The sequence below is a fragment of the Frigoribacterium sp. MEB024 genome (assembly GCF_000878135.1).
Classification (GTDB): Bacteria; Actinomycetota; Actinomycetes; order Actinomycetales; family Microbacteriaceae; genus Frigoribacterium.
In genome coordinates, this window is the sequence record NZ_JXQZ01000068.1 from 1 (window position 1) to 12,736 (window position 12,736).

Sequence of the window (12,736 nt, forward strand, 5' to 3'; positions counted from 1 at the left end):
CGTGACGGCGCGCGCGGCCGAGGGGCGGGGGCCCTGCGCGACGGGTGGGGCGCCGTCGGCCGGCACCGCGCCTCCTGCGGTGACGCCGACTCGAGCCGACTCCGGCGTGACGTCGACCGTCAGCGCTCCGACCGGGCGGATCGCCCGCTTCGCGGCGAAGGCGCCGTAGACCAGCAGGAACCCGGCCCCGACGAGCTGGACGACGACCACCGCCTGCGGTGCCGCCTCGACGAGCGCCCCGACCCCGGCCACCCCGGCGCTGATCAGCACGGCGTCGCTCACGGCGCAGACCACGACGACCGGCACCACGACACGGGTCACGGCCTGGAGCCCGACGCGGAGCACGTAGGCGTTCTGGGCACCGATCGCGACGATCAGGGCGAGGCTCGTGCCGAAGCCGAACAGGACGGCGGGAAGCACGGTCGCGAAGGTCATGCCGCCACGCTAGGGCCGCCCCGAGCATCGCGCCAACTCATGTTCGCGATGGTGCATAAGCTCTGCTCATGGCCCGTTTCGCACTCGACCAGCTGGACACCCTGCGCACGATCGTCGACGAAGGCACCTTCGAGGCGGCCGCGCGACGCCTGCACGTGACGCAGTCCGCCGTGTCGCAGCGCATCAAGCAGCTCGAGCGTGCGGCCGGGCAGGTGCTGTTGCGACGCACCACGCCGGTCACCACGACCGACGCCGGTGACGTGTTGCTGCGTCACGCCCGCCAGGTCGACCTGCTCACCTCGGACGCGTCGGCCCGGCTCGGCGGTGGCGGGTTCGACGGGGGCGACGGAGCCGACCACCCATCCCATGATCCCGTTCCCACGACCCTGCCGATCGCCGTCAACGCCGACTCGACGGCGACCTGGTTCCTCGACGCGCTGGCCGCCGTCCCGCCGACCGTGCCGGTGGTGTTCGACCTGCGCCGAGCCGACCAGCAGCACACGGCCGAGCTGCTGCGCTCGGGGGACGTGCTCGCCGCCGTCACCGCGACCCGGGAGCCCGTGCAGGGCTGCAGCTCGGAGCCGCTCGGCGTCATGCGGTACCGAGCCGTCGCGAGCCCCGGGTTCGTCGAGCGGTGGCTGGGCGGCGGGCCGGACGGTCTCGGGCGCACGGGCGCGACGAGCGCGGGCGTCACGTCGGGTGCGGGCAGCACACCGGACGCCTCCGACCACGGGAAGCTCGACCGCGCCCCGATGGTGGTCTTCGACCGCACGGACGACCTGCAGCACGACTTCGTGCGACGCCTCACGGGCCGTGAGCCGCTCGCTCCCCGGCACCACGTGCCCGCGTCGGCGGACTTCGCCCGGGCCGTCGTGCTCGGCCTCGGCTGGGGCATGCTGCCCGAGGCCCAGGCCGGCCCCGAACTCGACGCCGGGCGCCTGGTCGAGCTGGCCGCCGCCGACCCGGTCGACGTGCCGCTCTTCTGGCAGCGCTGGACCCTCGCCTCACCCCTCCTCGACGCCGTCACCGACGCCGTCCGCGCCACCGCCCGACACGCCCTGCACCCCTGACGCCTGCTCGCTCCTCCCACCCCGCACGGAGTACCGAGTGGGCAGAAGATGCTGCTCGGCGGCCCACGAAGAGCATCTTCTGCCCACTCGGTCCCGACGGCGACACCCGGGCCCAACGCCGGCCCGAACCCGACGGACGACAGGAGGCGCGGTGCCGACCGGCACCGCGCCTCCTGCTCTCGAGAGCTTCGCGCCCTACAGCGTCGCGAGCGCCTCGTTCAGCGTGTGCGACGGACGCATCACGGCCTCGGTCTTGGCGGCGTCGGGGTGGTAGTAGCCCCCGATGTCGACGGCCGTGCCCTGGGGTGCGATCAGCTCGGCGACGATCGCCTCTTCGGACCCGCCGAGGGCGGCGGCCAGCCCGGCGAAGGCAGCGGCCAGTTCGGCGTCGTCGGTCTGGGCGGCGAGCTCGTCGGCCCAGTACTTGGCCAGGTAGAAGTGGCTGCCGCGGTTGTCGATCGAGCCGAGCTTGCGGCCGGGCGACTTGTTCTCGTCGAGGAAGGTGCCCGTGGCGCGGTCGAGCGTGTCGGCGAGGATCTGTGCCCGCGCGTTGTCGGTCGACGTCGCGAGGTGCTCGAAGCTGACGGCGAGGGCGAGGAACTCGCCCAGGCTGTCCCAGCGCAGGTAGTCCTGCTCGACGAGTTGCGAGACGTGCTTCGGAGCCGAGCCGCCGGCACCCGTCTCGAACAGGCCGCCGCCGTTGATCAGCGGCACGACCGAGAGCATCTTGGCCGAGGTGCCGAGCTCCATGATGGGGAACAGGTCGGTCAGGTAGTCGCGCAGCACGTTGCCGGTGACCGAGATGGTGTCGTCGCCGCGGCGGATGCGCTCGAGCGAGAACGCCATCGCGTCGACGGGCGAGAGGATCTCGATCTGCAGGCCCTCGGTGTCGTGCTCGGCGAGGTAGGTGCGGACGAGGCCGATCAGGGTGGCGTCGTGGGCACGGGTCTCGTCGAGCCAGAACACGGCGGGCGTCTGGCTGGCGCGCGCACGGGTGACCGCGAGCTTGACCCAGTCGCGGATCGGGACGTCCTTCGTCTGGCAGGCGCGCCAGATGTCGCCCGTGGCGACCTCGTGCTCGATCAGCGTCTCGCCCGCCTGGTTTACGACGCGGACGGTGCCGTCGCCGGGCACCTCGAAGGTCTTGTCGTGCGAGCCGTACTCTTCGGCGGCCTGGGCCATGAGGCCGACGTTCGGCACCGAGCCCATGGTGGCGGGGTCGAAGGCGCCGTTCGCGCGGCAGTCGTCGAGCACGGCCTGGTAGATGCCGGCGTAGCTCGAGTCGGGGATGACCGCGAGGGTGTCGTGCTCGCCGCCGTCGGGGCCCCACATGTGACCCGAGGTACGGATCATGGCGGGCATCGACGCGTCGACGATGACGTCGCTCGGCACGTGCAGGTTCGTGACGCCCTTGTCGGAGTCGACCATGGCCAGGTCGGGCCCGTCGGCGATGCCACGGTCGAACGCAGCCTTGATCTCGTCGCCGTTCGGCAGCGCCGCGAGGCCCTGCAGGATGCCGTTGAGGCCGTTCGCGGGGTCGAGCCCGGCAGCCTCCAGGTCGGCACCGTACTGCTCGAACACTCGCGGGAAGAACGCGCGGATCACGTGACCGAAGAGGATCGGGTCGCTGATCTTCATCATCGTGGCCTTGAGGTGCACCGAGAACAGGACGCCCTCGGCCTCGGCCCGGGCGATCTGGGCGGCGAGGAACTCGTGCAGCGCGGCGACGTGCAGCACGGTGCCGTCGACGACCTCGCCGGCCAGCACGGGGATCGACTCGCGCAGCACGCGGGTCTCGCCGTCGGTGCCGACGAACTCGATGCGCAGGGTGTCGTCGGCCGGGATGACGACGGTCTTCTCGTTCGAACGGAAGTCGTCGACGCCCATGGTCGCGACGTTCGTCTTCGAGTCGGCCGTCCAGGCGCCCATGCGGTGCGGGTGCTTGCGGGCGTAGTTCTTGACCGACAGGGGGGCGCGGCGGTCGCTGTTGCCCTCGCGCAGCACGGGGTTGACCGCGCTGCCCTTGACCTTGTCGTAGCGGGCCTTGACGTCGCGCTCGGCATCGGTCGACGGCGAGTCGGGGTAGTCGGGGAGGTCGTAGCCCTGCGACCGGAGTTCTGCCACCGCGGCCTTGAGCTGCGGCATCGAGGCCGAGATGTTCGGCAGCTTGATGATGTTGGCCTCGGGCGTCTTCGCCAGGGCTCCCAGCTCGGCCAGGGCGTCGCCCTGGCGCTGCTCGTCGGTGAGGCGCTCGGGGAACTGGCTGATGATGCGGGCCGCCAGCGAGATGTCGCGGGTCTCGACGTCGACTCCCGCGGTCTTGGCATAGGCCTGGATGATGGGCAGGAACGAGTAGGTCGCCAGCATCGGCGCCTCGTCGGTCAGCGTGTAGATGATCTTCGCCATGCGGCAGGTGCTCCCTCGTTGTCGGGCATGCGTGTGCTCGGTGGTGCTGCCTCTACGCTACCGCGCAGAAGTCTCTCGACGTGAAGATACATGCCCCGTCTGGACGGCTCCCGCAGGCCGCACCCTGGGGACGAGTCGTCGAGATGTCACGACTTGCCGCTCACCTCTGAACATGAACGGCAAGTCGTGACATCTCGACGGGCCCGCAGGGCAGGAGGCGCGGGTCGGCCCGGCAGCCGGGCGTCGCGCCCGTCGAGCGCAGGGCACGCACCTCGATGCCACTCGGACTGTGACGCGGCACCCCCCGGGCATCGATCAGCGCAGCTCGCGTTCGATGATGGCCGTGGCGATGCTGTCGGCAGCGTGGGGTTTGTGTGCCAGTGCGTGGACGACCGCGGTCTTCCCCCCTGCCCGGACGATGGCAGCTCCGGACGCCTTGACCTCGCCGTTGATCCACACGGTCGCCTCGGCGCTCCGCCAGCCCACGAGCCGATCCGATCGCAGACCGTCAGCGAGACACCAGTCGGCATATCGGCACAGGTCGTCGAAAGTGGACCACACTCCGCCGGCGGCAGCGTACGGCGATGACGACAGGCTCCAGGGTCTGATGGCGCGACCGAACAGCCGGGTCGGAAGTACCCGGTCTGCAGGATCGGGCGCGAGAGTGACCGACTCGATGTTGGCCGGTTCCAACACGTGCACCCGCGCGGCGTCGAGCCAGTCACCGTGGACTCGGTCCAACACGACACCGAGCAGGGCGTACCCGAGGTTCGAGTAGAGGTAGCGACCACGAGGGGCCACGGGGACCACCTCGGTGACGTCGAGCGGGCGACCGGGGCTCGCCCGGTAAGGGTCGCGGAAAAGGACTCCCGTCATTTTTCCGGGCAGCCGCGGAAGCCCCGAGGTGTGATGCACGAGATCACCGACAGTCATGTCTTTGTCCGGTAGGGCCGGCAGCACGTCCGCCACGGGAGTGGTCGTGTCGAGGGTGCGACAGGCAGTCGTGCCGACGATCCCCTTGGTGATGCTGCCCCACTCGACAAACGAGGCCCCGGCGTACGGCCCCTCAGCGGTGCGGATCGCACGCCAGGTCCCGCGGTCGCGGATGCTTGCCCGCCAATGCCCGGGCGTCTTGAGTGCGTCTTTCATCTCAGACCTCGACCAGATGTCGCATACGTACTTTTGTCGCCAGACGGGCACTTAGAACTCGGACTCTCCGTCGCATGTCCTCCACGTGACTGCTGACAAAAAGCAGGTCGTACGCCGCCATAACTAGTGCGAAGGACGTCAAGCCCATGAGAAGCGCGATGGCCAGGTGAAACGTGAGCATTGTCATCACCGCCACGGGTCGCCCAGCGCGGAACAGTACGAGCACCGGGAAAAATATAGACGCCAGAACTGTCGCGTAGGCGCCCAGCACCATGAGCCAGTCGTGATGCACAAGATGAGGTGTGACCCCAGGAAGGAAGAACTCGGGCACATTAAGGATGTAGTACAGGGCTGTGCCGTCCTGCCATAGTTCGCCCTGAACTTTGTATAGACCGGCCATTAAGTAGACAACGGCCACCTGTGTGGCTAGGAGAAGCAGCCCAGTATTGTTTAACGCACTAACAAGGAGCGAATTCTTGAATTTCGGTCGAGGCTTTACAATCGTGAACGCCGAGTAGCACCTTGTCAGTAGAAGGAATATGGCACCGGTACAAACGAGTGCATCGCCACCGTCCATGAAGGCCGGATTTGCCATGTAGAGCGACCACAGCATTGCGTAGTGGACGGCCAAAACTAGACGGCCCCCCACGCCTAACGTGACTAGTCCTGCTACGACGAGCCCAACATGGAACACGATCTCGAAAAACGCCGGAGACCCTGAAACCGCGTAGAGACTCCACGTTCCGCTCTCTGCCGCGTAGCCCCGGATGCCGTCGAGCCCGTAGACACCGTCAGGGCCATAGAAGAGCCAGCGCTTCGAATAATGCCGCAGGTAGAGCACGACGGAGACGAACCCGATCACAGCTCGCAGCATGCTAAGCGCCGCTACGGCTCGCGGCGCGTCAACCATCCACTCGACGATCGTGGCAACGAGCCGCCGGACTGCTGCCCTCACAACGGTATCCAGTCAGATTCGAAAACCTCGGGTTCTCCTCGCGCGGATTCGTGTCCCCGTTCAGACCACGGCGGGAGCGCGCGAGTCACGTAGCGCAACTGCACGGCCGAGGGTGAGACAGATTCACCGTTTTCGTCGGAAGGACAGGAGCCCAACCGAACCGCGTACCGGCCGAGCACTCGTTCGGCTCGGGAGGCGGACGCATCCACCTTGGGCAGCAGGTCGTCTCTTCCCCTGTCTTCTAAGCGTTTCGTGACGTCGTCCTGCGCGAAGCGCTCCACTAGTGCATTGCTGACTATGCGGCTCTCGCGCGGAGGGAAAAACCTCGAGGATTGCGTCTCGGCGATCGCCGTCGAGGTGATGTCGATCCAAGGTGAGCTGCTGGGCCCGCATCGAAAGCGCGCAACGACGCCTCGCTCATCGCTGATCGGATCGGGAGCGAACAACTGCCAGTTCTGCGACAAGTGCGGGTTGAGAATTGACGCGGCTGAACCGACGTCGAAAGTGATGGGCGTAACCGGACCGGCCAGAACAACGGCGCAGGCGCCGAACACGGCAACCACACCAAGACCGGCCGAGGCCAGGAAGGTCCTCTTCATGATCCTCCTCAGATCGTGGTGGACCCACCACGTCGGGTGGGTCCACCACGACTCGTCAACGGTCGAAGTAAGCGGCCTCGACTGCGTGCGACCCGAGCGGTGCCTCCGCGGCAGAACCCAGAATGCTAGCGAGGCAAGCAGCGTCGGCCACGGCTTTCGGGGCATTGGCGGCTTTAAATCCGGAGGCGAGTGCCTTTGCGACCCCGACAATTCGGCGCGGCTCCGCGTCGCGGGACGAGGCAGAAACACCCCCATCATCGGCAACCACTCGAGCCATCGCACTGGACTCTACGTACTCCTGCGTTGATGCCTGAGCCGGTCCTGCTACGAGAATCGCACCAATGACGACCGCGGTCGGCAGCGCGACTCCAAGAGCGCAACGAACATTCATCTTTGACTTCCCCTCATCCGTTGTTTATCAGACACTCATAATCCTACGTATGAGTACTGGCTGAAATTCTAATCTGACACAAGGCCGACTTGTCAAATCCGGCGATACAGGCTTCGCCGACGGTTCTTCATCGAGCCTCCACGCCGCGGCCAGTAGACGACTTCCGACTCTCGAAGCGCGGGGCCGGCCAACTTCTTACAGGGCGACAACTCGTCCGGAAAGTAGCTGGCACCCGATTCGTCGCCGCGTGTAGTCGTGTCGGCGATCCGCTCCCACGGGCGCGATCGCTGGGGTGACCCACCCGCGCCTCCGGGTTTGGGCTCCGAACGAGTGCGGCGAGGCGCGTCGCACCGTCCCGGCGCGCTCAGAACAGAGAAGCGCGGATCGACACCCGGCGTGACCCGTCGGCACGGGGCTTCACAGGGCTCCACGCGCGGGCAGGCCGCTCGCACTGCCACTGCAACCCGGCCGACGACGGACGGCTGCCACCCCGAGCACACCTCTGCACCGAGCAGGATGAGGAGTGACCACGATGCCGACCCGCTGCTGCTGAACACACCCCTGGCCATCGTCGTCACCATGCTGCTGCCGCTCACCTTCGACATCGCGGCTGCGCTCCTCGTCCCGACCGCGGCCCCGTGGATCTCGACGCTCGCCTTCGCGGCCTGGCTCGCCCAACCACACCCGGGCTGGGCGGACGGCCCCGGCGACATCCCCGGCGCCGGGCAGGCCCTCACTTCGCTGCTGCTCTGGGTGGTGCTGCCACTCGGGCTCGGCTGGTGGCGCCAGCTGCGGCGCGACGTCTCGTGAGGCCCGCCGAGATGTCACGACATGCCGCTCCCGTCTGAAGCCGAGCGGCATGTCGTGACATCTCGACCAACGACTCAGGCACAGGTGACGACAAAGGCGACGACGCAGCGCACGGCCTCGACCAGCATCCCGGGGTCGCACGCGAGGTCCGAACGGGCGTGACCCGCGCCTCCCGGGCGGGAGGCGAGAGCCGGAGGCGAGGGCCGCGTCGAGTGCGACGCGAGCCACGGCGATCAGGACGACGTCGGAGCCGTCACCGAGCCCGACCGGTCGGAGGTCGAGCCACGCGAGCTCGTCGCCGGGCGCCACATCGCGGCGGGCGTCACACCCGGCAGCCCGCGGATCGGCCCCAGCTCGACGAAGCCCATGCGCCGGTAGAGCGCCCGGTTCCGCTCGGTGGACGACTCGAGGTAGGCGGCCTCACCGCGCTCGTCGACGGTCGCGAGGCGGTGTTCGATCAGCGAGGTGCCGACGCCGAGCCCTCGGGCCGCGTCGCCGACCGCGATCTCGCCGAGGTACCAGTGGGGCAGCCGCGGGCGGGGCGCCGCCAGGGTCGCTTGGTGCCGGACAGCCGGCACGAGCCCGCCGAGCCCGAGCGCCCGCAGGTACCGCGGCAGCTGCCCGAGCTCCGCGGACGACACCGGCAGGCGCAGCGGCGACGACGGTCGGGGGCGCGGCGCCTCCCAGACGGCCGCGCCCGCGATGCCCCCGTCGCCGTCGACGACGGCCACGTCGACCGTGCGACGGCCCGCCGGGATGGAGCGCATCATCGCCGCGAAGAGGTCGACCAGCCGTGCGTGGCGCCGCCGCCCGCGCGGGACGAACCCGAACATCACGGGATCGTCGCGGAACCCCTCGGCGAGCACGGCGGCGGCCGCGTCCAGCTGGTCCGGGCGGGCGGCGGTGATGGTCACGTCGGGCACGATGCTCCTCGAATGATTCGTCAAATCTGATGAATTCGTCAGTCGTGACAGAATGTAGCCAGACATCCCGCCAGACACGTGAGAGGCCCCTGTGAAACCGGACGACGAGGAGGCGCGGGTCGACCCCTCGAGGACGTCCCGCCGAACGCGCGAGACGCGTCGCAAGCTGGTCGAGGCCGGCGTCGCCCTGCTCCGACGGGCCGACTACGCCGCCGTCCCCGTCGCCGAGATCACGCAGCTGGCGGACGTCGGCCTCGGCACCTTCTACAACCACTTCGCGGGCAAGGACGAGCTCTTCGACGAGGCCGTGCAGAGCGTGCTGAACGCGCAGACCGAGCGGATGGCAGCACTCGCACAGGCGGACGACTCCCCCGTGACGACGGCGGCGATCGCGATGCACGTGGTGCTCGGGCTCGCCGTGAGCGACCCGGCCGTGGCCGTGGTCGTCGCACGCAACGGGCTGCGCCTGCTCGACGCCGAGGCCGCGCTGGTGCCGCAGGCACGGGCTCTCGTGCAGGCCGGGCAGGCGGCGGGCTCCTTCGCCGAGCTGGACGTCGACCTGGCGCTGTCCCTGGTCGGCGGCAGCCTCCTCGGCGGGCTGCACACCTGGTGGTCGACACCCGAACTCGTCACCCCCGCGTGGACGGTCGAGCTGGTCGCCCGCGTGCTCGTGGCCCTGGGGTGCGACCTCGGGGACGCGCGCCGCGCCTCGTCGTCCGGTCTCGACCGGGTGACCGGGCGCGACGCGGGCTGACGCACCGAGCCGCGCCGGGCCGCGCCCGACGTCCGGCCATCGGCGAAGATGGTCCGGTGACCACTCCGGCGCCCGCGACGAGCATCGAACCCCGCCCCTACGACCACCCCGACGTGCAGCAGCTCGTCGAGGGACTGCAAGAGCTGTACGTCGAGATCTACGGCGGGCGCGACGACAGCCCGATCGACCGCTCCGAGTTCGAGCTGCCGAGGGGTACGTTCGCCGTGGCCTACGAGGCCGGCGAGCCCGTGGCCCTCGGAGCCTGGCGCCTGCTGCCCGACGGACGGGCCGAGCTGAAGCGGATGTACGTGCGGCCCGACCGACGCGGGCACGGCCTGTCCCGGCTCGTGCTGCACTGGCTCGAACGGTCGGCCGCACACGCCGGCGTCACCGAGATGGTGATCGAGACCAACGTGGCCCACGACACCGCGATCCGCCTCTACGAGTCGGCGGGCTACCGGCCGATCGCGCCCTACGGCCACTACGCGGACGACGAGGGCACGGTGTCGCTCGGGCGCACCCTGGTGGACGAGACCGCGGGGGGCACCGCGTGACGAGCGCCCCCGTCCGGACGCAGAGGAGGCGCGGTGCCGGGATCACCGACGCCGCGCCTCCTCGGATCATCGCTACTCGACGGTGATCGACTGGGCCTTCATCGCGGCCACGGTCTTCTCCTGGCCCGATTTCAAGGCGTCGAGGAGGGTGCCGTCACCCGAGGCGGCCGCCCCGAAGCCGTCCGAGATGTCGCTGTAGGTCTGCGTCATCGTCGGGCCCCACGTGAAGGGCTGAATGTTCTCGGCGGCCTTCGCGAAGTCCTCGTAGATGGCCTGGTCGCCGTAGAACTCGACGCCCGAGGTCAGGGCCGGCAGGTCGGCACCGGTCGTGGAGGCCGGGTAGAGGTTGGCCTCCTTGTTCAGCGCCTCGAGCGACTCGGTCGAGGTGTTCAGCCACACGAGGAACTTCGACGCCTCGGCGGGGTGCTCGCTGCCCTTGAAGACGACGTTCGACGATCCGCCCCAGGCGGCCGACGCGGACTCGCCGTCCTTCCACTGCGGCATGGGCGCGACGGCCCACTTGCCCGACGTGTCGGGGGCGCCGCTCGAGATGGTGTTGGCACCCCAGACGGCCGAGACCCAGGTCCAGTCCTGATCGGTGTTGTACGCGTTGTTCCACTCGTCGGTGAAGCTCGGCAGGGTCGTGACGAGGTCCTTCGAGATGAGGTCCTGCCAGTAGTCGGCGACCTTGGTCGAGGCCTCGTCGCCCATGTCGACCTTCCAGGTGCCGTCCGCGGTGTCGAACCACTGGCCACCGGCCTGCGAGACCAGACCGGCGAACTGGTTCACGTCGCCCTTGGCGAAGTTGGTGATGCTGCCGCCCAGTTCTTTGATCTTCACGGCGTCCTCGGCGTACTGCTCCCACGTGGTGGGGACGTCGAGGCCGGCCTGCTCGAAGAGGTCCTTGCGGTAGTACAGAGCCATGGGGCCGGAGTCCTGCGGGATCGCGTAGACGGAGTCGTCCTCGCCGAAGGTGACCTGGTTCCAGAGGCCGTCGGAGTAGTCGGCCTTCGCGGCGGAGACGCCGTCGCACGAGGCGATGTTCGCCAGGCCGTCCTGCACGCGGAAGGCGGGCAGGGTGTCGTACTCGACCTGACCGATGTCGGGGGCGTTGCCGGCCTGCAGCTGGTTGAAGAAGTTCTGGTAGGTGCCGCTGTTGCCGTTCGGCACGATCGAGACCTTGACCTGGATGTCGGGGTTCTCCTCGTTCCAGAGGGCGACGACCTTGTCCATGTTCGGCACCCAGGTCGTGAAGTTCAGCGTGACCTTGCCGGAGGACGCCTCGCACGAGGCGGAGTCGCCGGAGGCGCCGTCCGCGCCGCTGCCGGAGCTGCAACCGGCGAGGGCCATGGTCGAGACCACGGCGGCCGCCGCGATCGTGAGTACTCGGGATGTCTTCATCTGGTGTCCAATCGGGGTGCGGAGCCGGAGGGGCCGGCCACGGGAGGGAACGACGTCGTTGCCTTGCGGAGAGGAGGTCGAGGAGGTGCGGGTCGGTGGATCAGGACGGGAGCGGCGGAACGGAACGGCTGGGGCCGCGGGTTCGGCTACTTGAGGCCGCCGGACCCCAGGCCGCTGCGCCAGAAGCGCTGCAGGCTGAGGAAGGCGACGAGCAGGGGGACGATCGAGACCAGCGCGCCGACGAGCACCAGGGTGCGCAGTTCGGGGTACTGGCTCACGTTGGAGTTCCAGGTGTAGAGGCCGAGGGTCACCGGGAAGAGCTCCTGGGACCGCAGCATCACGAGCGGCAGGAAGAAGTTGTTCCAGATCGCCACGAACTGGAACAGGAACACCGTCACGAGGGCGGGCGACATCAGCCGGATCGCCACGGTGAAGAACGTGCGCAGTTCGCTCGAGCCGTCGATGCGGGCGGCCTCGACGATCTCGTCGGGGACGCTCGACGCCGCGTAGATGCGGCTGAGGTACACGCCGAACGGGCTCACGATGCTGGGCAGGAAGACCGCCCAGAAGGTGTCCGTCAGTTCGACCTTGCTGAAGATCAGGAACAGCGGCAGAGCCAGGGCCGTCGCCGGCACGAGCACGCCACCCAGGAAGATGTTGAACAGCGCCTCACGACCCCAGAAGCGGTACTTGGCCAGGGCGTAGCCGCACATCGCCGACAGGATCGTGCCGAGCGCGCCGGCGACCGTCGCGTAGACGATGCTGTTGAGCATCCACCGCGGGAAGATGCCGTCGTTGTACGTGAACAGCCGGCCGACGTTGCCGACGAAGTCCTGCGCCGACGTCGGCGAGAACCACAGGGCGGCGCTCGAGTTGAAGTTGTCGAGCGTCTTGGTCGACGACACCAGCAGCCAGAAGATCGGCACGAGGAAGTACAGCGTGAAGGCGCCCATGATGACCATGGCGGCCGTTCGCGACATCACGCTCTCGCGGGGGCCCCCGCCGCGTCGACGAGCAGGGGTCGTCGCGTCGTCGAACGACTGGGCGGGACGGATGGGGGCGTCGACGGTCACTGGTCGGCCTTCCGCTGGGTCAACCGGAGGAACCCGATCGAGAGGATGAACGTGGCGACCGCGAGGACGACGCTGAAGGCCGCCGCGAGGTTGAAGTTGGGCACCGAGGACGTCGAGTAGACGAGCATGTTCGGCGTGAAGGTCGACGAGATGGTCGACGTGAACTGGCGGAAGACCAGCGGTTCGGTCAACAGCTGCAGGGTGCCGATGACCGAG

At 68.7% G+C, this 12,736-nt stretch carries 12 protein-coding genes and 1 pseudogene; 4 read left to right on the forward strand and 9 right to left on the reverse strand.

The window, feature by feature from the left end; genetic code table 11:
- Positions 1-435: LysE/ArgO family amino acid transporter (locus SZ60_RS16970; protein WP_197073562.1), on the reverse strand; the 435-nt coding region annotated here is incomplete at its 3' end.
- A gap of 68 nt (positions 436-503) precedes the next feature.
- On the opposite strand from SZ60_RS16970, the gene SZ60_RS12630 reads away from it, so the two are divergent.
- Positions 504-1,505: a LysR family transcriptional regulator ArgP gene (locus tag SZ60_RS12630; RefSeq protein ID WP_043596453.1), complete on the forward strand. Its 1,002-nt coding sequence runs from the start codon at positions 504-506 to the stop codon at positions 1,503-1,505.
- Between the two features lie 195 nt (positions 1,506-1,700).
- Here the strand turns inward: SZ60_RS12630 and SZ60_RS12635 are convergent, their stop codons facing one another.
- The 4 genes from SZ60_RS12635 to SZ60_RS17290 all read right to left on the reverse strand — a co-directional run bounded on the left by SZ60_RS12635 (position 1,701) and on the right by SZ60_RS17290 (position 6,614).
- Positions 1,701-3,911 carry an NADP-dependent isocitrate dehydrogenase gene (locus SZ60_RS12635; protein WP_043596454.1) on the reverse strand — a complete coding sequence of 737 codons (2,211 nt, stop codon included), beginning with the start codon at positions 3,909-3,911 and terminating at the stop codon, positions 1,701-1,703.
- Positions 3,912-4,226: 315 nt separating this feature from the next.
- Entirely contained in the window at positions 4,227-5,111 is an 885-nt protein-coding gene (locus SZ60_RS16620) for a serine hydrolase (RefSeq protein ID WP_156155602.1), read from the reverse strand.
- On the reverse strand, positions 5,062-5,922 hold the full coding sequence (locus tag SZ60_RS12645) for an HTTM domain-containing protein (protein WP_197073563.1): 861 nt from the start codon (positions 5,920-5,922) through the stop codon (positions 5,062-5,064). Before SZ60_RS12645 ends, SZ60_RS16620 begins: the two co-directional genes overlap by 50 nt.
- A gap of 89 nt (positions 5,923-6,011) precedes the next feature.
- On the reverse strand, positions 6,012-6,614 hold the full coding sequence (locus SZ60_RS17290) for a DUF5819 family protein (RefSeq protein ID WP_156155604.1): 603 nt from the start codon (positions 6,612-6,614) through the stop codon (positions 6,012-6,014).
- A 907-nt stretch (positions 6,615-7,521) separates the two neighbouring features.
- On the opposite strand from SZ60_RS17290, the gene SZ60_RS12650 reads away from it, so the two are divergent.
- Positions 7,522-7,815 carry a hypothetical protein gene (locus SZ60_RS12650; RefSeq protein WP_043596457.1) on the forward strand — a complete coding sequence of 98 codons (294 nt, stop codon included), beginning with the start codon at positions 7,522-7,524 and terminating at the stop codon, positions 7,813-7,815.
- 233 nt (positions 7,816-8,048) lie between these two features.
- Here the strand turns inward: SZ60_RS12650 and SZ60_RS12655 are convergent, their stop codons facing one another.
- Positions 8,049-8,738, reverse strand: a complete 690-nt coding sequence (locus SZ60_RS12655) for a GNAT family N-acetyltransferase (RefSeq protein WP_052505388.1) — start codon at positions 8,736-8,738, stop codon at positions 8,049-8,051.
- Between the two features lie 91 nt (positions 8,739-8,829).
- Here SZ60_RS12655 and SZ60_RS12660 point away from each other — a divergent pair, with 91 nt between their 5' ends.
- The gene (locus SZ60_RS12660; RefSeq protein WP_052505389.1) at positions 8,830-9,492 is read left to right on the forward strand and encodes a TetR/AcrR family transcriptional regulator; all 663 of its coding nucleotides are present in this window, start codon (positions 8,830-8,832) and stop codon (positions 9,490-9,492) included.
- 56 nt (positions 9,493-9,548) lie between these two features.
- Positions 9,549-10,046 (forward strand): GNAT family N-acetyltransferase, encoded by a 498-nt coding sequence (locus SZ60_RS12665; protein ID WP_197073564.1) that lies wholly within the window; start codon positions 9,549-9,551, stop codon positions 10,044-10,046.
- 72 nt (positions 10,047-10,118) lie between these two features.
- Here SZ60_RS12665 and SZ60_RS12670 read toward each other — a convergent pair whose 3' ends face one another.
- The 3 genes and pseudogenes from SZ60_RS12670 to SZ60_RS17530 all read right to left on the reverse strand — a co-directional run.
- Complete coding sequence (locus SZ60_RS12670) at positions 10,119-11,447, reverse strand: ABC transporter substrate-binding protein (protein ID WP_043596458.1); 1,329 nt, start codon at positions 11,445-11,447, stop codon at positions 10,119-10,121.
- A 146-nt stretch (positions 11,448-11,593) separates the two neighbouring features.
- Positions 11,594-12,427 carry a carbohydrate ABC transporter permease gene (locus SZ60_RS12675; protein WP_043596471.1) on the reverse strand — a complete coding sequence of 278 codons (834 nt, stop codon included), beginning with the start codon at positions 12,425-12,427 and terminating at the stop codon, positions 11,594-11,596.
- Positions 12,428-12,516: 89 nt separating this feature from the next.
- A pseudogene (locus tag SZ60_RS17530) lies at positions 12,517-12,736 on the reverse strand (sugar ABC transporter permease); the annotation flags it as partial.

Bases quoted from the DNA above. Each gene is read 5' to 3' on its own strand.
- SZ60_RS17290 (WP_156155604.1), bottom strand. From the start codon at position 6,614: ATGAAGAGGACCTTCCTGGCCTCGGCCGGTCTTGGTGTGGTTGCCGTG.
- SZ60_RS12675 (WP_043596471.1), bottom strand. From the start codon at position 12,427: ATGTCGCGAACGGCCGCCATGGTCATCATGGGCGCCTTCACGCTGTAC.
- SZ60_RS12670 (WP_043596458.1), bottom strand. From the start codon at position 11,447: ATGAAGACATCCCGAGTACTCACGATCGCGGCGGCCGCCGTGGTCTCG.
- SZ60_RS12650 (WP_043596457.1), top strand. From the start codon at position 7,522: ATGAGGAGTGACCACGATGCCGACCCGCTGCTGCTGAACACACCCCTG.
- SZ60_RS12635 (WP_043596454.1), bottom strand. From the start codon at position 3,911: ATGGCGAAGATCATCTACACGCTGACCGACGAGGCGCCGATGCTGGCG.
- SZ60_RS12630 (WP_043596453.1), top strand. From the start codon at position 504: ATGGCCCGTTTCGCACTCGACCAGCTGGACACCCTGCGCACGATCGTC.